This is a genomic window from Pseudomonas sp. B21-048 (assembly GCF_024748615.1).
In the GTDB taxonomy this organism is placed as follows: Bacteria; Pseudomonadota; Gammaproteobacteria; order Pseudomonadales; family Pseudomonadaceae; genus Aquipseudomonas.
In genome coordinates, this window is the sequence record NZ_CP087168.1 from 82925 (window position 1) to 102393 (window position 19469).

General features: G+C 58.2%; 23 protein-coding genes. 11 read left to right on the top strand and 12 right to left on the bottom strand.

Annotation, left to right across the window (positions count from 1 at the left end; genetic code table 11):
- Positions 1 to 49 precede the first annotated feature (49 nt).
- Positions 50 to 1177: a cytochrome c oxidase subunit II gene (coxB, locus tag LOY56_RS00390; RefSeq protein WP_258618646.1), complete on the bottom strand. Its 1128-nt coding sequence runs from the start codon at positions 1175 to 1177 to the stop codon at positions 50 to 52.
- A gap of 371 nt (positions 1178 to 1548) precedes the next feature.
- On the opposite strand from coxB, the gene LOY56_RS00395 reads away from it, so the two are divergent.
- Positions 1549 to 2199, top strand: a complete 651-nt coding sequence (locus LOY56_RS00395) for a hypothetical protein (protein WP_258618650.1) — start codon at positions 1549 to 1551, stop codon at positions 2197 to 2199.
- A gap of 102 nt (positions 2200 to 2301) precedes the next feature.
- Here the strand turns inward: LOY56_RS00395 and LOY56_RS00400 are convergent, their stop codons facing one another.
- The 3 genes from LOY56_RS00400 to LOY56_RS00410 form a co-directional block, all read right to left on the bottom strand.
- Positions 2302 to 3831 carry a SulP family inorganic anion transporter gene (locus LOY56_RS00400; protein WP_258618652.1) on the bottom strand — a complete coding sequence of 510 codons (1530 nt, stop codon included), beginning with the start codon at positions 3829 to 3831 and terminating at the stop codon, positions 2302 to 2304.
- A gap of 80 nt (positions 3832 to 3911) precedes the next feature.
- Positions 3912 to 4643, bottom strand: coding sequence for a carbonic anhydrase (locus LOY56_RS00405; protein ID WP_258618654.1), 732 nt, complete (start codon positions 4641 to 4643; stop codon positions 3912 to 3914).
- Positions 4644 to 4875: 232 nt separating this feature from the next.
- Positions 4876 to 5934, bottom strand: a complete 1059-nt coding sequence (locus LOY56_RS00410; protein ID WP_258618658.1) for a PA0069 family radical SAM protein — start codon at positions 5932 to 5934, stop codon at positions 4876 to 4878.
- Positions 5935 to 6174: 240 nt separating this feature from the next.
- Between LOY56_RS00410 and LOY56_RS00415 the strand changes: the two genes are divergently transcribed.
- Entirely contained in the window at positions 6175 to 6480 is a 306-nt protein-coding gene (locus LOY56_RS00415; RefSeq protein ID WP_258618659.1) for a hypothetical protein, read from the top strand.
- 154 nt (positions 6481 to 6634) lie between these two features.
- Positions 6635 to 7282: a tyrosine-protein phosphatase gene (locus LOY56_RS00420; protein ID WP_258618661.1), complete on the top strand. Its 648-nt coding sequence runs from the start codon at positions 6635 to 6637 to the stop codon at positions 7280 to 7282.
- 46 nt (positions 7283 to 7328) lie between these two features.
- Here the strand turns inward: LOY56_RS00420 and LOY56_RS00425 are convergent, their stop codons facing one another.
- Positions 7329 to 7616: a YheV family putative zinc ribbon protein gene (locus LOY56_RS00425; RefSeq protein ID WP_258618662.1), complete on the bottom strand. Its 288-nt coding sequence runs from the start codon at positions 7614 to 7616 to the stop codon at positions 7329 to 7331.
- Positions 7613 to 9664 (bottom strand): oligopeptidase A, encoded by a 2052-nt coding sequence (gene prlC, locus LOY56_RS00430; RefSeq protein ID WP_258618663.1) that lies wholly within the window; start codon positions 9662 to 9664, stop codon positions 7613 to 7615. Before prlC ends, LOY56_RS00425 begins: the two co-directional genes overlap by 4 nt.
- Before the next feature lie 101 nt (positions 9665 to 9765).
- Between prlC and LOY56_RS00435 the strand changes: the two genes are divergently transcribed.
- The gene (locus LOY56_RS00435; protein WP_258618664.1) at positions 9766 to 10311 is read left to right on the top strand and encodes a gamma carbonic anhydrase family protein; all 546 of its coding nucleotides are present in this window, start codon (positions 9766 to 9768) and stop codon (positions 10309 to 10311) included.
- Positions 10312 to 10356: 45 nt separating this feature from the next.
- Positions 10357 to 11007, top strand: coding sequence for an HAD family hydrolase (locus LOY56_RS00440; protein ID WP_258618665.1), 651 nt, complete (start codon positions 10357 to 10359; stop codon positions 11005 to 11007).
- Positions 11008 to 11046: 39 nt separating this feature from the next.
- On the opposite strand, the gene LOY56_RS00445 is transcribed toward LOY56_RS00440, so the two are convergent.
- A complete protein-coding gene (locus LOY56_RS00445; RefSeq protein ID WP_258618666.1) occupies positions 11047 to 12138 on the bottom strand; it encodes an aminopeptidase in 1092 nt (363 codons plus the stop codon).
- 58 nt (positions 12139 to 12196) lie between these two features.
- Between LOY56_RS00445 and LOY56_RS00450 the strand changes: the two genes are divergently transcribed.
- Together LOY56_RS00450 and LOY56_RS00455 are read left to right on the top strand one after the other, a co-directional pair.
- Positions 12197 to 12613, top strand: a complete 417-nt coding sequence (locus tag LOY56_RS00450) for a hypothetical protein (RefSeq protein WP_258618667.1) — start codon at positions 12197 to 12199, stop codon at positions 12611 to 12613.
- Between the two features lie 40 nt (positions 12614 to 12653).
- Positions 12654 to 13073 carry a hypothetical protein gene (locus LOY56_RS00455; protein ID WP_123720043.1) on the top strand — a complete coding sequence of 140 codons (420 nt, stop codon included), beginning with the start codon at positions 12654 to 12656 and terminating at the stop codon, positions 13071 to 13073.
- Between the two features lie 6 nt (positions 13074 to 13079).
- Here the strand turns inward: LOY56_RS00455 and LOY56_RS00460 are convergent, their stop codons facing one another.
- Both LOY56_RS00460 and LOY56_RS00465 read right to left on the bottom strand, forming a co-directional pair.
- Positions 13080 to 13313 carry a DUF1161 domain-containing protein gene (locus LOY56_RS00460; protein ID WP_258618668.1) on the bottom strand — a complete coding sequence of 78 codons (234 nt, stop codon included), beginning with the start codon at positions 13311 to 13313 and terminating at the stop codon, positions 13080 to 13082.
- Between the two features lie 171 nt (positions 13314 to 13484).
- Positions 13485 to 13916, bottom strand: coding sequence for an OsmC family protein (locus LOY56_RS00465; protein WP_258618670.1), 432 nt, complete (start codon positions 13914 to 13916; stop codon positions 13485 to 13487).
- Positions 13917 to 14153: 237 nt separating this feature from the next.
- Here LOY56_RS00465 and LOY56_RS00470 point away from each other — a divergent pair, with 237 nt between their 5' ends.
- On the top strand, positions 14154 to 15155 hold the full coding sequence (locus tag LOY56_RS00470; protein WP_258618671.1) for an LLM class flavin-dependent oxidoreductase: 1002 nt from the start codon (positions 14154 to 14156) through the stop codon (positions 15153 to 15155).
- A 64-nt stretch (positions 15156 to 15219) separates the two neighbouring features.
- On the opposite strand, the gene LOY56_RS00475 is transcribed toward LOY56_RS00470, so the two are convergent.
- Both LOY56_RS00475 and LOY56_RS00480 read right to left on the bottom strand, forming a co-directional pair.
- Complete coding sequence (locus LOY56_RS00475) at positions 15220 to 15444, bottom strand: DUF1161 domain-containing protein (protein WP_258618672.1); 225 nt, start codon at positions 15442 to 15444, stop codon at positions 15220 to 15222.
- 129 nt (positions 15445 to 15573) lie between these two features.
- On the bottom strand, positions 15574 to 15789 hold the full coding sequence (locus LOY56_RS00480) for a dodecin (RefSeq protein ID WP_007902773.1): 216 nt from the start codon (positions 15787 to 15789) through the stop codon (positions 15574 to 15576).
- Between the two features lie 153 nt (positions 15790 to 15942).
- On the opposite strand from LOY56_RS00480, the gene LOY56_RS00485 reads away from it, so the two are divergent.
- Entirely contained in the window at positions 15943 to 16269 is a 327-nt protein-coding gene (locus LOY56_RS00485; RefSeq protein WP_008008037.1) for a YqjD family protein, read from the top strand.
- Here LOY56_RS00485 and LOY56_RS00490 read toward each other — a convergent pair.
- On the bottom strand, positions 16266 to 17159 hold the full coding sequence (locus tag LOY56_RS00490; RefSeq protein WP_258618673.1) for a LysR family transcriptional regulator: 894 nt from the start codon (positions 17157 to 17159) through the stop codon (positions 16266 to 16268). The two genes, LOY56_RS00485 and LOY56_RS00490, sit on opposite strands and share 4 nt — an antisense overlap.
- Positions 17160 to 17271: 112 nt before the next feature.
- On the opposite strand from LOY56_RS00490, the gene trpB reads away from it, so the two are divergent.
- Together trpB and trpA are read left to right on the top strand one after the other, a co-directional pair.
- Positions 17272 to 18507: a tryptophan synthase subunit beta gene (gene trpB / locus LOY56_RS00495; protein ID WP_007902766.1), complete on the top strand. Its 1236-nt coding sequence runs from the start codon at positions 17272 to 17274 to the stop codon at positions 18505 to 18507.
- A complete protein-coding gene (trpA, locus tag LOY56_RS00500; RefSeq protein WP_258618676.1) occupies positions 18507 to 19319 on the top strand; it encodes a tryptophan synthase subunit alpha in 813 nt (270 codons plus the stop codon). The genes trpB and trpA overlap by 1 nt, the downstream gene beginning before the upstream one ends.
- The last annotated feature ends 150 nt before the right edge of the window (positions 19320 to 19469 follow it).

Consider the following 19469-nt stretch of genomic DNA (forward strand, 5'->3'; position numbering starts at 1 on the left):
GCCGGGGCGTCATGCCCCGAGCGGTTCCTTACGTGCGCAATTAACCGGGTCATTTGCTTTCCGCCTGTTTCAGCTCCAGCACTTCTTTAGGGGTGACCATGTCGCCTTTGTTGTTGCCCCAGGCGTTACGTTCGTAGGTCACGACCGCTGCGATATCGACTTCCGAGAGCTGCTTGCCGAACGCCGCCATGGAGGTGCCGGGCTTGCCGTGGAAGACGATGTTCAGGTGATCCTTGATCGGCCCGGTGGCGATTTTCGAGCCCTTGAGTGCCGGGAACATCGGCGGCAGGCCTTGGCCCTCAGCTTGGTGACAGGCTACGCAGGTGGTGTGATAGACCTTGTCGCCGCGCTCCTTGAGCTCGTCGAGGGTCCATTCCTTGCTGGTCAGCTCTTTGAGCTGCGCGGCTTCCGCCTTGCGTTCGCCCAGCCAGGTTTCGTAGTCGGCCTTTTCCTTGACCTCGACCACGATCGGCATGAAGCCGTGATCCTTGCCGCACAGCTCGGCGCACTGGCCGCGGTAGATGCCGGGTTTTTCGACACGGGTCCAGGATTCATTGACGAAGCCCGGAATCGCATCGCGCTTGACCGCGAAGGCCGGCACCCACCAGGAGTGGATGACGTCGGCGGAGGTCACCAAAAAGCGCACCTTGGCACCGATCGGCAACACCAGCGGCTTGTCGACCTCCAACAGGTAATGCTCGCCCTTGGTTTCCTTGTTGTTGATTTGATCGGCAGGGGTGCTCAGGTTGCTGAAAAACTCGACGTCCTGACCCAGGTATTTGTAGTGCCACTTCCACTGGTAACCGGTGACCTGGATATCGATATCCGGCTCAGAGTTGTCGTACATCTTGATCAGGGTGGCGGTTGCAGGGACCGCCATGGCCACCAGAATAAGCAGGGGCACGATGGTCCAGAGAATTTCGACGGTGGTGCTTTCATGAAATTTGGCGGCCACCTGCCCGGTAGAGCGGCGGTGGATCATCATCGACCAGAACATGGCGCCGAAGACGATGATGCCGATCACTACACAGATCCAGAAAATGATCATGTGCAGATCGAATACTGCGTGACTGATTTCAGTCGCTCCAGGCGCCATATTCACAGTCCAGGCCGCTTGCGCCTGACTGAAAATCGACCACAACAGGAGGCCCATCCAGACATGTGGATGTCGCATCATTGCGGGTTCCCCTTATAGTTCTTTTTATCCCGCCGGCTTTCACCTGCGGCAAGGGAGCGGCTTTTTCAGACTACGAACTTGAATCGCCGAGCCTTGCTGCATAGGCAGTCGGGCGTCATCAGCTAACTCCATTCAAAACCGAGTATAGACAGCGACTGCCACCTCGCAACGCGATGGCGTAAATCAACCGAAACAGGTAGGACTTGCGTTCCTGGTCACGAATGGAGAAGGATGCAGACGAGTGGTGGCAAATCGATATAACTTCGATGTCTCAAGGATGAAATAATTATGACCAATGCGTCTTAGCATTTTTCGTAAGCCAGCTACGTTTGTCTTCCCCTATTTCATTGCCTTTGTTTCCTGGAGTTTTCATGAACACCGCCGCATTGCGCGAGCAGATCCAAAAAGCCCAACAACATGAGGCCGAGACCGGCCTGTTGACTCGTCAGCTGGAAACCCAACTGCCGCACCTTCATTCCGCCATCCAATTGCCGGATATCGATGCCAACGGCGTGATGACGCGTTTTGTGGCCGCGTATATAGAACAAGTGCCGGACCTGCTGGACGCAGCCAATGAAGTCGCCAGGGAAGCGGGCATCGAATCGCAGATCAAGCCGGTATTGGACATCGCCGAACAGTTCTTCCTCCAGCCGCCGGCGATCATGGCCGGGCACATCGGCCTGGATAGCCTGCTGGATGAAGCTTATCTGGCACATCGCTTGGTCGAAGAGGTCAACGACCTGTACATCAAGCATTTTGGCCAGCCATTGATCCCCTTGGACATGACTGTTGCCAACCTGATTGCCCATCAACTGATCGGTGAGGAATTTGCCAATCAACTGGATGAGGCGGTGCATCACGCTGTGGACGAGATGCTTGACGATGAAAGTTTCGCGCTGGAGTCGGTAGAAGCCTACCGCGAGAAACTTAACAGCCCGGACACCGGCGCCGCGTGGAAGCGCTGGCCGTGCCTGTCGCGCCAATTGGGCGTGGGGCTTGAGCTAGATCAGCCAGCGGCGTAAGTGCCTATACATCCCCTGTAGGCGCGAGGCTTGCCCGCGAAGCTTTTGGCGTACTCGAGGACGCCTTCGCGAGCAAGCCTCGCTCCTACAGGAGGACTTGCTTCAACCCGCCGTTGAGCCAACGCCAGCGGTAGTACGCAACCGTCCTTCAAGCCTGCGCTTCAACCCTCGCGCTTCAATCAGCAGCTTCGAACCCTTGGCCGCATTCGCCCGGCCCCATTCCTCCAGCAGCTCAAGGCACGAGTGATCGATGTAGCTCAGGTTATTGAGCGGCACATGCACCGTCGCGCCTGCCGGAATGCTCCCCAGCACTTGGGTCAACGCCGGCACTTTGAGAAAAGTCGCTGCTCCCACCAGTCGCAGCTCCATCTCGCCGTCCGCCGGAAGATCGATCAAGCTGATTTTCAGGCGCGAAGCCTTCCAGGCCAGTTTGGCCAGCGTCAGGCCGAAGCCGATCAGCACGCCGGTCAACAGGTCGGTGAAGATGATTGCCAGTGCGGTCGCCGCGTAGGTGAACATCGGCATCCGGCCATAACGGCCCAGACCGCGAAAGGCCTTGAGGTCCACCAGTTTGAAACCGGTGTAAACCAGAACCCCCGCCAGACTCGCCACTGGAATGCTTTGCAGCACGCTCGACAGCAGCAGCACGAAAGCCAGCAACCACAGACCATGAAACACCGCCGACAGCCGAGTGGTGGCGCCGGCCTGAACGTTGGCCGAACTGCGCACGATCACCCCGGTCATCGGCAGCGCGCCGAGCAGACCACACAGCATGTTGCCCACGCCTTGCGCCGACAATTCGCGGTCGAAGTCCGAGCGCTGGCCACTGTGCATGCGGTCCACGGCGGCGGCTGACAGCAAGGTTTCGGCGCTGGCGATAAAGGCCACGGCGAAGGCAGCGATCAGCAAGGTCGGGTCTGCGAGATTGAGCAGATCCGCCGGGCGCAACCAGTCGATGGCTTCTGCCAGATTAGCCGGGACCTCTACACGTTTGACCTGCAATGCGAGCACAAGGCTTGCGAACGTTGCCAGACCGACGCCAAGCAATGCTCCAGGGACGAAACGCAGGGAATGCGGGCGGAATTTTTCCCACAGCCACATCACGGCAATGGTCGACAGCCCGAGCAAACCCGCCTGCCAGCCAAACGAAGGCAAAGCCTGAATCACTGCAGCGGGGAAGGCCGCCAGATTATCCAGCCCCGAGGGTTTGGGCACGGCATCGAGCATCACATGCACCTGTGACAGCACAATCAGCACCCCAATCCCGGCGAGCATGCCGTACACCACCGCCGGCGCCGTGACCCGAAACCAGCAACCCAGTTTCAGGCGCCCGGCCACCAATTGCAGAAAACCCGCCAGCAGCAGGATCGGCCCGAGCATGGCGATACCATGCTGGCGCACCAGTTCGAACACCAATACCGCCAGCCCCGCCGCCGGGCCGCTGACTTGCAGCGGCGACCCGGCAAGCCAGCCGACTACCAGGCCACCGATGATGCCGGTGATCAGACCTTTGGCCGGCGGCAGCCCCGAGGCGATGGCGATACCCATGCACAAGGGCAGGGCGACCAGAAACACAACCACCGAAGCCAGCAGCTCCCGTGGCAGAACAGCTTTTAATTGAGTAGCACGCATGGTGACTCTCCCGAAGTTTTCTTCAGGCATGGCAAAGCAGGCTGCCAGATCAGCAGCCTCGGCTAAACCACACGGAGGATTTAGAAGCGCGCTTTAGGCGTCGCCACCGGAATCGGATGGCTGCCGTCGAGCGGCAGGAAACACCCCTGATCCGCGTCGTAAGCTTTGATTTCGCTGGTTTCGATGTTGTAAACCCAACCATGAATAAACAACTGACCGTTGGCCATACGCGAAGCCACCGACGGGTGCGTACGCAAATGTTGCAACTGAGCGATCACATTCTCTTCGGTGAGAATGTGCATGCTCTCGTTTTCGTCAGCGCAATGGCAGTTGTCATGGACCATGGTTTTCGCCACTTCCGCATGACGCAGCCAGGCCTTTACCGTCGGCATTTTTTCCAGGCTCTGCGGGTTGAGCACTGCGCGCATGGCGCCACAGTCAGAGTGCCCGCAGATAATGATGTGCTGCACGCCGAGAGCCAGCACCGCGTATTCGATGGCCGTGGAAACACCGCCGTTCATTTGCCCATAGGGCGGCACGACGTTGCCGACGTTGCGGGTCACGAACAAGTCGCCGGGGGCGCTTTGAGTAATCAGTTCGGGAACGATGCGTGAATCGGCACACGCGATGAACATCGCTCGAGGCCGCTGGGCCGTGGCGAGTTTTTTGAAGAGTTCTTCCTGCTGTGGAAAGATCTCGTGATGAAAGTGCAAAAAGCCGTCAACGATATGCTGCAGCGCTGCATCGGCGGTTTCCGCCTCGGGTTGGGCTGAAGCCGACGCAGCCAACGGCTGTTTATCCTTGTCACTCATGATTCATCCTCTTTGGCGGAGTCAGGGAATTTTCCCGTTTTGTCCGGTATGAAGCCAGTGGCTGTTTAAAAAACGTCCAGGTCGAAAGGCCAGACCCGTCAGTCACTCGATGAACAAGGTAGCCGTTGAATCTTAACTCAAACTGAATAAAACGCTCTAGAACGAGTGTTCCAGGCCAAGAAAACGTGATCAGCCTAGTCGTTTTCTCGACTCAATCATGGGTCAATTGCTTTTAAATCAGCGACATTTGGCGACCCGGCGGACAGAAGGCTTCGCAATCCAGATTGAAACCTTCCCGGCGATTGAGCCCCAAACGCTTGATGGTTTTGGCGAAACGTTGCGCCAACAGATCGGCAAACGGCCCTTCACCGCGCATACGAGCGCCAAACCGGCTGTCGTAGAGCTCGCCCCCACGACTCTGGCGAATCAGGCTCAGTACATGAGCCGCCCGCTGAGGATAGTGCGCAGCCAGCCACTCTTCGAACAGCTGCGCCACTTCCAGTGGCAGGCGCAACATCATGTAGGCCGCGCTTTGCGCGCCGGCCGCATGGGCTTCGGTGAGCAGGCTTTCGAGTTCGCTGTCGTTGATCATTGGAATCATCGGTGAGCACAAAACGCCTACAGGAATCCCGGCTTCGCGCATCACCCGGATCGCCCGCAATCGTGCCTTGGGCGCCGCGGCGCGAGGTTCGAGGATGCGTTTGAGTTCATCATCCAGGGTGGTCAGGCTGATCATCACCGCCACCAGCCTGTGTTCGGCGAGTTCGGCGAGCAAGTCCAGATCGCGAAGGATCAGCGAGCCCTTGGTGATGATGGTCACCGGATGGCGGTAACGCAGCAGTACTTCCAGGGTTTTGCGGGTGATTCTGTGTTCACGTTCGATCGGCTGATAAGGGTCGGTATTGGAGCCCAGGTTGATGGGGGCGCATTGATAGCCGCGTTTGGACAGTTGTTCTTCCAGCACATCGGCGGCGTTGGTCTTGGCGATCAGTCTGGTTTCGAAATCCAGCCCCGGTGACAGGTCCCAATAAGCGTGGCTGGGCCGTGCGTAACAATAGATGCAGCCGTGCTCACAGCCGCGATAAGGGTTGATCGAACGATCGAAGGGCAAATCCGGTGAGTTGTTGCGGGTGATGATGGTTTTTGCGGTTTCAATGCGTACCTCGGTGCCTTGGGTGATCGGCACTTCCTGATACCAGCCGTCATCCTCGGCCACCGAACGATTGGGCGCGAAGCGGTTGTGCGGGTTGGTCGCGGTGCCGCGACCACGAGGGGGCAGAGGCGTATTCATCGATAAAGGTCCAATAACTGTATGTGTATACAGTATCTGAGCGTCAAACGATAGGCCAGTGCCGTTCGGCAGCTTTATACCCGAGATAAAAGAAACAAACTAAAACAATAACTAACGATCAAAAAATTTTGCGACAGTCATCGCGAGAAACATATGCAAAGTGGCGCGGTTACAAAAATTGCCAGTACTATCTGTTCCACACGAAGTTGTCGTTGATCAATTAACTAGAAGGATCTAATCATGTCGTTTTTTAATCAGCGCGGTGTTTTTTTACAACTACTGGCACCCAACATTACCCACCCTCATGAAGCTCAGGTATCGATGCAACTTGCCCGTAAAGAGTTGGGGTGGGACCCGGTCAATGAAGTGCAGACCATAGCACTGGTCGACTCTGCCTATGTGACAGCGGTTTCCAGCGATGCGGGTCGGTCCTTCACTATCAAGACCGTCAACAGCGATGTGGACGGGGACGGTGATATCGATAATGACGACAAGGCAAAACTGTTGGCGCTGGCCAAGGCTTATTCCAGCATTATAAATCCCTGAAGTTTAACGTTGTTTCCAGGTCAGCCAGAGTGTATAGGCTGGCCTGGTTTTATCTTCATTGGATTCACGATTCTTTGACAGTGGCCTCACAGGCTTTTGACTGTCCCAGGCTCAGGCTGTCGGTTACTCTCCACACTTCACGGTCAACCTGAGCATGTCCCTACTGCGCCTTTTACCCGCGACACTCTTTTTGTCGCTGGCCGTACTTTTCAACCTGACGCTGGCCCACGCTGACGACTCGGCTGCACCTCGTCCTGTGGACTGGGCTCAACCGGTAGAAGCCAAGTACAACCTCTTTCAAATGTCCCCGACGCTGTACCGCAGCGCATTGCCCGATCGCACAGCGGTACCGCTGTTGAAGAAACTCAAGGTCGGCACCGTCATCAACTTTCTGCCCGAGTCAGATTCAACCTGGTTGTCCACACCCGATATCGCACTGGTACAGTTGCCCTATCGCACCAATCACGTGGATGACAGTGATGTGCTCAAGGCCCTTCGCACGATTCAGATCGCCGAAGCCAAAGGCTCGGTGCTGATGCACTGCAAGCATGGTTCTGACCGCACCGGCCTGATGGCCGCGATGTACCGAGTGGTCGTGCAGGGCTGGAGCAAGGAAGACGCGCTGAATGAAATGACCCAGGGCGGCTTTGGTGACAGCACCCATTTCAAGGAAGGTGTGCGTTACATGATGCAGGCCCATGTCGACAAACTTCGTACGGCGCTGGCCAATGGTGATTGCAGCACCAGTCCATTTGCCAGTTGCTCGATGAAGAATTGGTTCAAATCGGCCCATGTCGAATAAGTAACGCCTTCCACTGCATGACGCAGTGGAAGGTGATTTCCAGTACTCAGTGTTGCTCGTCTGGCTTCTTCTTCAACTTAGGGTTCGGAAAAAACTGCACGGCCTGGACCTTGGTGTCCGGCACCTTGAGTGCCGAAGTATTGACCCGCGTGCCCAATTCCTTGGGCACCGACAGACCTTGTTCATTCAGTGTGTCGGAATAACCGCAGGCCACGCACTCGCGATGCGGAACGGCGTCTTCGTTCCACATCATCAACTTGTCCGGCTCGCTGCAGGCCGGGCAGACCGCCCCGGCGATAAAGCGTTTTTTGGTAATCACAGGTCCCTCACTCATGCTGCCGCGTCCTCACTCAGGCCGCTGTGGCGCAAGAGTGCGTCAATCGATGGCGCACGGCCACGGAAGTCGACGAACAACACCATTGGTTCCTGGGAGCCGCCCCGTGCCAGGATCGCTTCGCGGAACGCGCGACCGGTCTCGGCATTGAGCACGCCCTCTTCTTCAAATTTCGAGAAGGCATCGGCCGACAATACTTCAGCCCATTTATAGCTGTAGTAACCCGCCGCGTAACCGCCGGCAAAGATGTGGGCGAAGCTGTTGGGGAAACGGTTGTAGGCCGGCGGACGCATGACCGAAACCTCGTCGCGCACGCCTTCGAGCACTTGCAGCACACTGCGTCCGTCGCCGTGGGTGGCGTGCAATTCGAAGTCGAACAGCGAGAACTCCAGCTGGCGGACCATCATCAGGCCGGACTGGAAGTTCTTCGCCGCGAGCATTTTCTCCAGCAGATCCTGAGGTAACGGCTCGCCGGTTTCGTAGTGACCGGAAATCAGCGCCAGACCTTCCGGCTCCCAGCACCAGTTTTCCATGAACTGGCTTGGCAGCTCGACCGCATCCCAAGCCACGCCATTGATGCCGGACACGCCAGCATGCTCGACGCGGGTCAGCAGGTGATGAAGGCCATGACCGAATTCGTGGAACAGGGTGGTCACTTCATCGTGGGTCAGCAGGGCCGGCTTACCGCTGTCGGCCGGGGTGAAGTTGCACACCAGGTTCGCCACCGGACTTTGCAGCACGCCGTTGATTGTGCGGCGGTGATCGCGGGCGCCGTCCATCCAGGCCCCGCCACGCTTGTTGGCGCGGGCATACAGGTCGAAGAAGAAGCGGCCGACGTGCTGGCCGTTTTCCTTGATTTCGAACAGGCGAACGTCCGGGTGCCAGGTATCGAAGCCTTTCAGCTCGGCGATCTCGATGCCGTACAGGCGCTGGACGATGCTGAACAGCCCACCCAGAACCTTGTCGATCGGGAAGTACGCGCGAAGGGTTTCCTGGGCGACGCTATAGCGCTGTTCGCGAAGTTTTTCACCGTAGAAACCGCTGTCCCAGCTTTGCAGATCCGGGCAACCCTGTTCGGCGGCGTAGGCCTTGAGCTGCTGCAGATCCTGGGCGGCGAACGGCTTGCTGCGTTTGGCCAGGTCGTGCAGAAAACTTAGCACCTGATCGTTGGACTCGGCCATTTTGGTGGCCAGGCTCAGCTCCGAGAAGCTGGAGAAACCCAATAGCTTTGCCAGTTCCTGACGCAGGTCGAGGATTTCTTCCATGACCGGGCCGTTGTCATTCTGACCGGCATTCGGGCCTTGGTCCGACGCGCGGGTGCAATAGGCGGCGTAGACTTCTTCACGCAGGGCGCGGTCCTGGGCGTAGGTCATCACCGCGTAGTAACTCGGGAATTCCAGGGTGATCAACCAGCCATCCAGCTCTTTGGCTTGTGCGGCGGCGGCCATTTGCGCCTTGGCCGACTCGGTCAGGCCGGCGAGGGCGGCTTCGTCGGTGACGTGCTTGGTCCAGGCCTGGGTAGCATCGAGCAACTGATTGGAGAAGCGGCTGCCCAGCTCCGACAGTTTGCTCTGCACGTCGGCGTAACGTTTTTGCTCTGGCGCAGGCAGGTCGATACCCGACAGACGGAAGTCACGCAGGGCGTGTTCCAGGATCGTTTTCTGCGCCACGTCGAAGCCGGCAGCCTCTGGGCTGTTGGCCAGCGCTTCATAGGCCTGAAACAGTTCACGGTTCTGGCCCAGCTCGGTGGCGTAGGCGCTCAAGGCCGGCAGGCAAGCCTCGTAGGCTTCGCGCAACTCGGCGCTGTTGCACACGGCATTGAGGTGGCTGACCGGGCTCCAGGCGGCGCCCAGACGATCGTTGAGCTCATCCATTGCCAGCACCAGGCCGGCCCAGGTCGGTTGTTTACCCTGGACTTTGAGGATGTCGACGATGGCGGCGCGGTTGTCAGCCAGGATCTTTTCAATGGCCGGTTGCACGTGTTCGGCACGGATCGCCGAGAATGGCGGCAGGTCGTAGGACTGCAGAAGAGGGTTGTTCACGCTCACGGTTGGCACCTTGGCTGGAAAACATGCGGGAAGAAACATGGCCCCATCTTAATTACAATCGACGCTCACCGCAGCTATCAGCAAAAGAGAGAGAGCCTATCGTGACCCTTCGCAAGTATCAGAACCACACGCCGCTGCTGGGCAAAGGCGCCTTTGTCGACGGCTCGGCGGTGGTGATCGGCGACGTCGAAATCGGCGAAGACAGCTCCGTCTGGCCCCTGACGGTGATCCGCGGCGACATGCATCGCATCCGAATCGGTGCGCGCACCAGCGTGCAGGACGGCTGCGTGTTGCACATTACCCACGCCGGACCATTCAACCCCGATGGCTTCCCGCTGCTGATCGGTGACGATGTGACCATCGCGCATAAAGTCATGCTTCATGGTTGCGCCGTGGGTAACCGGATTCTGATCGGCATGGGCAGCATCGTCATGGACGGTGCGGTGGTCGAGGACGATGTGATCATCGGCGCTGGCAGCCTGGTACCCCCGGGCAAGCGCCTGGAAAGCGGATTCCTCTACGTCGGTAGCCCGGTGAAACAGATCCGGCCGCTGACTGATAAGGAAAAAGCCTTTTTTGCCTACAGCGCGGCGAACTACGTGAAGCTCAAGGACCTGCATCTGGCCGAAGGCTACGACCAGCTCTAAGCCTTTTCATAACGAAAAGCGTCTCGCTATTGCTCAGGAATTTTCATGCATTATCAAACCGTACTGTTCGACCTCGATGGCACGCTGACTGACCCGCGTGAAGGCATCACCCGTTCCATCCAGTTCGCCCTGAGCAAACTGGGGATCGATGAACCGGACCTGACCAGGCTCGAGCACTTCATCGGCCCGCCGTTGTTGCAGGCGTTCATGCAGTTCTACGACTTCGACGAGCCGAAAGCTTGGGAAGCGGTGAACTTCTATCGCGAGCGCTTCAAGGTTACCGGGCTGTATGAGAACCGGGTGTTCGACGGTGTCATGCCGCTGCTGGAAAACCTCGGTGGGCAAGGGCGACAGCTGTACATCGCGACTTCAAAACCATGGGTTTTCGCCCGGAAAATCGCCCGGCACTTCGACTTCGCCAAGCATTTCAAAGTGATTTACGGCAGCGAGCTGGATGGCACGCGGACCAACAAGGTCGAGCTGATTGCGCACTTAATGAGCGAAGAAGGCCTGGACCCGGCCAACACGCTGATGATTGGTGACCGTAAACACGATCTGATCGGCGCTCGTAGCAATGGACTGGACGCGGCGGCGGTGGGTTATGGGTTTGGCAGCCGAGAGGAGTTGAGCGCCGAAGCACCGGCGTATCACTTCGAGACGCTGGATGAGTTGCATCAGGCGTTTTTGCGGCGTTAGTTGAATCGCCATCGCGAGCCTGCTCGCGAAGGGGCGCGCTCAGCTACCGCTACTTTTTGATTCCGCCAACACTTTCAACGCCGCCTTACGCTCCCCAACCGGCAACGCGCCCAGCCTCTCCACCGCCGCATAAAACTTCTTCCAATCCCCATCAACCTGCCTGAACAACGTGGCAAACGCCGGCACCCATTGGTCGTACAAACCAAACGGCAGTAGCCGGGCGTTGTTCATCGGGGCGTTGATCCAGGCGTCGTAGCGTTTGTTTCCGGCCCATTGGCTGTCGCGCAGCGTCCGGTATTCACGGCGCAATTGTTCGAACTCTGCCGCTTTTCGTTCGCGCATTTGCTCGGCAGGAAGCGGCAAGGCGTAAAGCTGTTCCAGTCTCTTGCGGGCGTCCAAAACCAATTGGATGAACTGGTCACGTTGCTGCACCAGCGCTCCGTTATCGGGTGGCAGGCTGCGGAATGCGCGCCATTGCCGAGTGCCTTCCTGCTCGACGAAGGTGGCGAAGGACTCGTTGAACTCGGTGTCGTCTTTCACATAAAAACGTTGATGGGCGAGTTCGTGAAAAATCAGCGTCGCCAACCGTTCGTCGCCCCAATCCATCATCGAGCTCATGATCGGGTCGTTGAACCAACCGAGCGTCGAATAGGCCTCGACGCCGCCGATCGACACGTCCATACCTTGCAGACGCTGCAAGGCGGCTTCACCGCGGGCAGCGCTCTGGCTGTAATACCCGCGATAGGCGACGCAGCCAGCGATGGGGAAACAATGGTTCTGTGGCTTCAGCGAAAACTCCGGCGTGGCAAAGACGTTCCAGACTACAAACGGTCGGCCGATGTCGGCGTACAGGCGGTAGCTCGGGTTGTCCGGCAGGTGCAGATGTTGGCTGGCGAATGTCCGGGCCTTTTGTGATTGGGCCAGATGCGCGCGCAATTGCTGATCGCGGCCGGGATCGGCAATCACACTGGAGACCGGCTCTCGCGCCCGCAGCAAGTGCAGCTGACCACTGGCCAGTTGGCCGTAATAGCTGATGCTGGTGCAGCCATTCAATAACAAAAGAAACATCCCCGGAAACAAAATGCGTAAAACGCGATCAAGTAACCCAAGGCTTGGACGCGGCCTGATCAAAATGAATCATCCCTGGAAAGTCTGCCCGCAAGACTATCCCGCCTATTGGAGCTCCGCTATGCGCAAGTTGATGCTGACGGGAGGCCTGCTGATGCTGGCCGGTTGTGCTGGACTGCCCACCCCTGATCCTTCGCAGGCATGGATCGATCTGGATTCACGGCTGGAAGACACCGCGCTGCAAGCGCTGGAAGTCGATAACAAGGCTTCCATCGATAAGCGCTACTTCGAGGTGCAGCCGGGTAGCCATGAGCTGACGGTTCGCTACTTGTTCGCAGTCCAGCCGACCAACATTGGCCCCGACGCCGAGCCGCTGTGGCGCGACTGCCAGCTGAATGTGAAATTCAAGGACTTCAACGCCGGTCAACGGTATCAGCTGCAAGCGGGGTATATCGGTTTTCGGCCGTGGGCGAAGCTCTACGATCAACAGCGAAAAGTGATTGGGCAGGGCACACCGGCAGGCTGCCAACGTACTTGATCGACGCTATGCTGAATGATCAGTCCTTGGGAAACTCATCATGCGCAGGTTGTTGCTGTTGCTCGCTGCAGGCGCCTTTGTCGGGTGCACGAGTCCGTTGCCGGCGGTCGATCCGCAAATGGCCTGGGTCGACTTCGCTACGCCGAGCCCCGGCGGGAAACTGCTGATGGCCGAACGGCTGGACAACCAGCGGCTGAGCGACGGACGTTACTTCCAGGTCACCCCGGGTAGCCATGAACTGAGGGTACGTTTCGATTTTGAAGTGTTTGGTGGCGGCTCGGGCTTGATGAATGCTCCGCTGGAGCGGCTGTGCTACCTGACCATCAACTACGACCATTTCGAGGCCGGCCAGCGTTACCTGTTGGAAGCGCGTTCTATAGCGTTCACCCCCAGCGCCCGGCTGTACAACGCCAAACGGGAAATTGTTGCGGAAGATCGGCTGACCAACTGCGTCATGTGAGACGAATCAGCGGTCATTTTTTTGGTAGATGATTTTTTTGGTGCCGTATTCGCATGAGCCCACGACCATGTTCTGATCGTGCACTTCGTCGTTGGTGACGATTTCGAGGGTGTAGGAGGTGACGTTATTGGCCTGGATCTTGGCTTCGATCTCGGCCTTGAGTTCCTCACAGGATTTCGGTGCCGCGAGGGCCGATGTGGCCAGCGTGCAACAGATAACCGCCAAGGCAAAACGTTTCATGGTTGAAGCTCCCTTAAGGCAGCGCGCAGGGTGATGCGCTGAAGCTGCTGTCATTTATTCGACCACAGTTTTGTCTGTCAGGTTATGTTTCAGGGCAAAAAAAGACCGCAACCTGCGCAAGGGAGCCCTCGAAGGCTGCGATCTTTTACCCGCTAACGTATCAACCCATTATCAGCTGACCAGCGTCGCATCCAGGCTGATTTTCGCATTCAGCACTTTGGACACCGGGCAGCCTTCTTTGGCTTTGTTGCTCAGTTGCTCGAATTGCGCTTGGGTCGCCCCGGGGATTTTCGCCTTGAGAATCAGTTTTACCGCCGTGATTGCAAAGCCACCATCTACTTGGTCCAGAGTGACTTCGGCAGTGGTGTCGATGCTGTCGGCCTTAAGGTTGGCCTCGCCGAGAATCATTGAAAACGCCATGGAAAAACAGCCCGCGTGAGCCGCGCCGATCAGCTCTTCCGGATTGGTGCCTTTACCGCCTTCGAAACGGGCCTTGAAGCCGTAGGGCGCTTCTTTGAGGACACCGGTTTCGGTGGAAATCGAGCCGATACCGGTTTTCAGATCACCTTCCCAATGAGCCGATGCTTTCTTTGTGATAGCCATGTCTGCCTCCTCAATATCCGGCACGAAACGTCGCGCCTTCGTGGTTTTCGGTTACCAGGGTTCTGAGGATAGACCGTCAGGCAAAGTTCACCTCATCTGATCAGTCCTCTAATCGTGTAGGAATTTTGTCTGTTCTCTTGAAACTCGGGTATATGCCCTCATTGCATAGAGCACGCTTATAGACTTGGCAGGTTTTCGTCGTGAAAAAACCTGTTTACCCATTGGAGAAGCAGGTTGATGAAACGACTATCTGATATCAAGTTTTCCACCCTTGATCTGGTGCCCGTGCGGGAGAACGGCAGCGCGGCCCAGTCCCTGCACAATTCCCTGGATCTGGCGCAGCACGTCGAAAAATTCGGCTACAACCGCTTCTGGGTCGCCGAGCACCACAACATGGACGGGATCGCCAGTTCGGCGACCTCAGTTCTGCTGGGCTATCTGGCCGGTGGCACTTCGACCATTCGTGTCGGTTCGGGTGGCGTGATGTTGCCCAACCACGCGCCGCTGGTGATCGCCGAACAGTTCGGCACCCTTGAAAGTCTGTACCCAGGACGGATCGACCTGGGCCTGGGGCGCGCCCCCGGCTCCGATCAGATGACCGCCCGCGCCTTGCGTCGTGAGCGCTCCGGGAGTGCCGACGACTTCCCGGAAGACGTGGCCGAACTGATGCGCTACCTCGGCCCACGCACGCCGGACCAGCGGATCATTGCCATGCCGGGTACCGGCACCAACGTCCCGATCTGGTTACTGGGTTCGAGCCTGTTCAGTGCCCAACTGGCCGGTGAGCGCGGTTTGCCCTACGCCTTCGCCTCACATTTCGCACCGCGCTTCATGCATGAGGCGATTCGCGTTTACCGCAACCACTTCAAGCCTTCCGCGGTTTTGGATAAGCCTTACGTGATGCTCGGCGTGCCGTTGGTGGCAGCGGATACTGATGAGCAGGCCGATTTCCTGGCCACTTCGGTCTACCAGCGGATTCTCGCGTTGATGCGTGGCCAGAGCCTGGTGCAACGCCCGCCTGTGAAGACCATGGACGGCTTGTGGCTGCCCCATGAGAAAGAAGCGGTCGGTGATTTCCTTGGCCTGGCCATGGTCGGCAGCCCGCAGAAAATTCGCGCCAAACTGGAAGTGCTGATCGAGCAGACTCAGGCCGATGAGCTGATTTTTACCTGTGACCTGTACGAACATGCCGATCGCGTGCACTCCTATGAGTTGCTGGCGCAGGTCATGAAGGGCTGAGGCGCAAACCGCACCCACAAAAAAGCCGACGCCATTGCGTCGGCTTTTTCATTTTCGAGGGCGGTCAGCCCTGCTTGTAGACGATTTGCCTGGAGCCTTTTTCACAGGTGCCAACGACTTTTCCGTCAGCAGCAGCGCCTTTGTCGACGATCTCCAGTGTGTAGTTGGAAACACCCTTGGCATCCAGTTTCGCTGCGATTTCGGCTTTCAGCTCGTCGCACGACTTGCCCTGGGCAAAGGCTGTTCCCGCCAGGCTCAACAAACCTGCCGCCAAAATAAACGTCTTCATGGGTTGCACTCCCTGATCGGATCAATAGGGGAAGGCGTCCAGCTGTCGGCCGGATGCGCTCACCACGTAGCGCTCAGCCATTCCCTATGGCATTCGACCGGCGCGCAAGTTCAGAAGCCTGGCTAAAATTCAGCTACTGGCGATCCGGAATCCGACTTTGAGCGTCACCTGAAAGTGTGCCGCTTTGCCGTCCTTGATGTGCCCACGGGTTTCGGTCACTTCAAACCATTCCATGTACTTGAGGCTTTTATTGGCTTCGGCCAGGGCGTTGTTGATCGCATCTTCAATGCTGGTGGTGGATGAGCCAACCAGCTCGACTTTCTTGTAGGTGTGATGGTCAGTCATGGCGTTCTCCTTGAGGTGTGAAATACAGCCTAGCAGTGATTTTTTGTATTTCTTCCTTGACTGATCCGCAGGGATGTTCAGATTTACTGCACTTTCTCGCCCCCCTGAAGTCCCAACCAACACACGCAACTCAAACAATGCAGGAGAGCCACCATGGCCAATACCTCGTTACGCAAAGCCTCATTGCAAAGCATGGAAGCCGAAATCGAGAGTCTGCTGAAATCGTTGGAAAGCCTGAAGGACGACGCCTCGGACGAGTCGCGTAAAACCCTTAAAACGCTGAAAATCAACGCCGAAAATGCGCTGAAACATTCGCGTCATCTGCTCTCCGATGCTTATGAAGAGGTCAAGGTCAAAACCCGTGAAACCGGGATCGCGACACGTGACTACGCCCAGGAACACCCTTGGACTACCGCCGGTGTCGCCGTGGGTGCGCTGGGTCTTCTGGCAGCCTACCTGCTGTGCAGACGCGGTAATTAAGATGCCTGGCGCAGTTCGTTTTTAAGCCACTGCGCCAGTTGCCGAGCGCGCCCGTCCGCGGCGCGCTTGGGTAGCCACAACGCCAGTTGCGCCGGGGTTTCACAGAAACCCCATGGTGCAACCAGGCGACCGGCTTTCAAATCCTCGGCCACCAGCGGCTCGGGCGCGATGGCCACACCCAGCCCGGCCACTGCCGCTTCCAGCAAATAATACAAATGCTCGAAACCCTGGCCGTACTTCAGCTCTTTTGTGTCGAGGCCGCTTTGCTGTGCCCAACTCGGCCAGGCTTGCGGGCGTGAGGTGGTGTGCAGCAAGGGTTCGGTCAACAGTGCGTTTGCCGGTGCGTTCTGCAGCCTTTCGTAGCCGACGAATCGTGGGCTCATGACCGGGCCGATGCGTTCGCTGGCCAATTCGTAGACCTGCATGTCCGCCGGCCATGGCGGCTCGGCAAATACCAGCAAGGCATCCAGGCCGGGCCGCCGAGGGTCGAGATCGCCTTCGCCAGCCGACAGATGCAAACGCAGATCCGGCAGGTCCGCATTGAGCCGCCCCAAACGCGGAATGAACCAGCGTGCCAGCAGACTGCCCGAGCAGCCGAGTACGAACGGCGCGTCGGCGGTGCTTTGGGTCAGTTCGGCGCAAACGCTGCGCAATCGCTCGAAGGCTTCACCGCTGACATCGCGCAAACGGACACCGGCATCTGTGAGTTTCAGGCCGCGTCCATCCTTGATGAACAGACTCACGCCGAGGTGTTCTTCCAGCACCTTGAGTTGTCGGCTGACCGCGCCATGAGTGACGTGCAGCTGTTCGGCGGCCTGACTGACGCTGTTCAGGCGGGCAGTGGCTTCGAAGGCGCGAAGAGCGTTCAGCGGAGGAAGGTCGTGGCTCATGGGATCTGTGAGTTTTCCTGACAGGTTGTGGCGATCTTATCGGTTTTCAGTGCGGAACGTCAGGGGTAGAGTGAACCCCATCGTCACCTCTCGAATACAACTGGAGCGACCCATGACCCAGACTAATCTGCGCAACGGCCCCGACGCCAACGGCCTGTTCGGCGCGTTCGGTGGCCGTTACGTCGCCGAAACCCTGATGCCGTTGATCCTCGATCTGGCCCGCGAATACGAAGCGGCCAAGGAGGATCCGGCGTTCAAAGAAGAATTGGCCTACTTTCAGCGTGATTATGTCGGACGTCCAAGCCCACTGTATTTCGCCGAGCGTCTGACAGAGTTCTGCGGTGGTGCGAAGATTTATCTCAAGCGCGAAGAGCTGAACCACACCGGCGCGCACAAGATCAACAACTGCATCGGCCAGATCCTGCTGGCGCGGCGCATGGGCAAGAAACGCATCATCGCTGAGACCGGCGCCGGCATGCACGGCGTGGCGACCGCCACCGTGGCTGCGCGTTTCGGCCTCGATTGCGTGATCTACATGGGCACCACCGACATCGAACGTCAGCAAGCCAACGTGTTTCGCATGAAGCTGCTGGGCGCCGAAGTGATCCCGGTGGTCGCCGGCACCGGCACCCTCAAAGATGCGATGAACGAAGCCCTGCGTGACTGGGTGACCAACGTCGACAGTACCTTCTACCTGATCGGCACCGTGGCCGGCCCACACCCGTATCCCGCCATGGTTCGCGACTTCCAGGCTGTGATCGGCAAGGAAACCCGCGAGCAGTTGCAAGCCCAGGAAGGCCGTCTGCCCGACAGTCTGGTGGCGTGCATCGGTGGTGGTTCCAATGCCATGGGCCTGTTCCACCCGTTCCTCGATGACAAGAGCGTCGAGATCATCGGTGTTGAAGCTGCCGGTTACGGCATCGAAACCGGCAAGCACGCGGCCAGCCTGAACGGCGGCGTACCGGGCGTGCTGCACGGCAACCGTACTTTCCTGTTGCAGGACGATGACGGCCAGATTATCGACGCTCATTCGATTTCCGCTGGCCTCGACTATCCGGGCATCGGCCCGGAACACGCCTGGTTGCATGACATCGGCCGCGTCCAGTACACCTCGGTGACCGACGACGAAGCCCTCGACGCGTTCCACAAATGCTGCCGTCTGGAAGGGATTATTCCTGCACTGGAAAGCGCCCATGCCCTGGCTGAAGTGTTCAAACGCGCACCGACGCTGCCGAAAGATCACCTGATGGTGGTCAACTTGTCCGGCCGTGGCGACAAAGACATGCAGACCGTGATGCACCACATGGAACACTCTCAACAAGAGCAATCCAAGCAGGAGAAACACTGATGAGCCGCCTGCAAACGCGTTTTGCCGAACTCAAGGAACAGAACCGCGCCGCCCTGGTGACCTTCGTGACCGCTGGCGACCCGAGCTACGACACGTCTCTGGCGATCCTCAAAGGCTTGCCGGGAGCGGGTGCCGACGTGATCGAGTTGGGCATGCCCTTCACCGATCCAATGGCCGATGGCCCGGCGATTCAACTGGCGAACATTCGTGCCTTGGGCGCCAAACAGAACCTGGCGAAAACCCTGCAAATGGTTCGCGAGTTCCGCGAAGGCAATAGCGAGACGCCTTTGGTGCTGATGGGGTACTTCAACCCAATTCACATGTACGGCGTGCCGCGTTTCATCGCTGAAGCCAAAGAGGCCGGTGTCGATGGCCTGATCGTGGTCGACATGCCGCCGGAACATAACGCTGAGCTGTGCGACCCGGCACAGGCGGCGGGCCTGGACTTCATCCGTCTGACTACTCCGACGACTGATGACGTGCGCTTGCCGACGGTATTGAACGGCAGTTCCGGCTTTGTTTACTACGTGTCGGTGGCGGGTGTGACCGGTGCGGGCGCGGCGACTCTGGAACATGTCGAAGAAGCCGTCACCCGTCTGCGTCGCCATACCGATCTGCCGATCAGCATCGGTTTTGGTATTCGTACACCGGAGCAGGCCGCGTCAATCGCACGTCTGGCCGATGGTGTGGTGGTGGGGTCGGCGCTGATCGATCACATCGCCAATGCATCAACGCCGGATCAGGCGGTGGAGGGCGTCCTCAGCCTGTGCGCAGCCTTGTCCGACGGCGTGCGTAAAGCGCGGGTCAGCTGAAGGTAAAGTGCCTGATACTGAGGAATTAGCGCCTCGCGGCACAGACTGAACAGCAAGACCGAGGGCTTCAGGACTACGTTCTGAGGCCCTTTTTGCTGTATGGCTGTGAGGATATTGTGCTGATCGCCGTAGGCACCGGGATTGTTTGTG

Excerpts from the sequence above, each read along its gene's own strand:
- LOY56_RS00410 (WP_258618658.1), bottom strand. The coding sequence starts at position 5,934 with ATGAATACGCCTCTGCCCCCTCGTGGTCGCGGCACCGCGACCAACCCG.
- LOY56_RS00440 (WP_258618665.1), top strand. The coding sequence starts at position 10,357 with ATGCATTATCAAACCGTACTGTTCGACCTCGATGGCACGCTGACTGAC.
- LOY56_RS00490 (WP_258618673.1), bottom strand. The coding sequence starts at position 17,159 with ATGAGCCACGACCTTCCTCCGCTGAACGCTCTTCGCGCCTTCGAAGCC.
- LOY56_RS00415 (WP_258618659.1), top strand. The coding sequence starts at position 6,175 with ATGTCGTTTTTTAATCAGCGCGGTGTTTTTTTACAACTACTGGCACCC.
- LOY56_RS00480 (WP_007902773.1), bottom strand. The coding sequence starts at position 15,789 with ATGACTGACCATCACACCTACAAGAAAGTCGAGCTGGTTGGCTCATCC.
- LOY56_RS00395 (WP_258618650.1), top strand. The coding sequence starts at position 1,549 with ATGAACACCGCCGCATTGCGCGAGCAGATCCAAAAAGCCCAACAACAT.
- trpA (WP_258618676.1), top strand. The coding sequence starts at position 18,507 with ATGAGCCGCCTGCAAACGCGTTTTGCCGAACTCAAGGAACAGAACCGC.
- LOY56_RS00455 (WP_123720043.1), top strand. The coding sequence starts at position 12,654 with ATGCGCAGGTTGTTGCTGTTGCTCGCTGCAGGCGCCTTTGTCGGGTGC.
- LOY56_RS00400 (WP_258618652.1), bottom strand. The coding sequence starts at position 3,831 with ATGCGTGCTACTCAATTAAAAGCTGTTCTGCCACGGGAGCTGCTGGCT.
- LOY56_RS00460 (WP_258618668.1), bottom strand. The coding sequence starts at position 13,313 with ATGAAACGTTTTGCCTTGGCGGTTATCTGTTGCACGCTGGCCACATCG.
- coxB (WP_258618646.1), bottom strand. The coding sequence starts at position 1,177 with ATGATGCGACATCCACATGTCTGGATGGGCCTCCTGTTGTGGTCGATT.
- LOY56_RS00475 (WP_258618672.1), bottom strand. The coding sequence starts at position 15,444 with ATGAAGACGTTTATTTTGGCGGCAGGTTTGTTGAGCCTGGCGGGAACA.
- LOY56_RS00465 (WP_258618670.1), bottom strand. The coding sequence starts at position 13,916 with ATGGCTATCACAAAGAAAGCATCGGCTCATTGGGAAGGTGATCTGAAA.
- LOY56_RS00485 (WP_008008037.1), top strand. The coding sequence starts at position 15,943 with ATGGCCAATACCTCGTTACGCAAAGCCTCATTGCAAAGCATGGAAGCC.
- LOY56_RS00420 (WP_258618661.1), top strand. The coding sequence starts at position 6,635 with ATGTCCCTACTGCGCCTTTTACCCGCGACACTCTTTTTGTCGCTGGCC.
- LOY56_RS00470 (WP_258618671.1), top strand. The coding sequence starts at position 14,154 with ATGAAACGACTATCTGATATCAAGTTTTCCACCCTTGATCTGGTGCCC.
- trpB (WP_007902766.1), top strand. The coding sequence starts at position 17,272 with ATGACCCAGACTAATCTGCGCAACGGCCCCGACGCCAACGGCCTGTTC.
- LOY56_RS00450 (WP_258618667.1), top strand. The coding sequence starts at position 12,197 with ATGCGCAAGTTGATGCTGACGGGAGGCCTGCTGATGCTGGCCGGTTGT.
- LOY56_RS00405 (WP_258618654.1), bottom strand. The coding sequence starts at position 4,643 with ATGAGTGACAAGGATAAACAGCCGTTGGCTGCGTCGGCTTCAGCCCAA.
- LOY56_RS00425 (WP_258618662.1), bottom strand. The coding sequence starts at position 7,616 with ATGAGTGAGGGACCTGTGATTACCAAAAAACGCTTTATCGCCGGGGCG.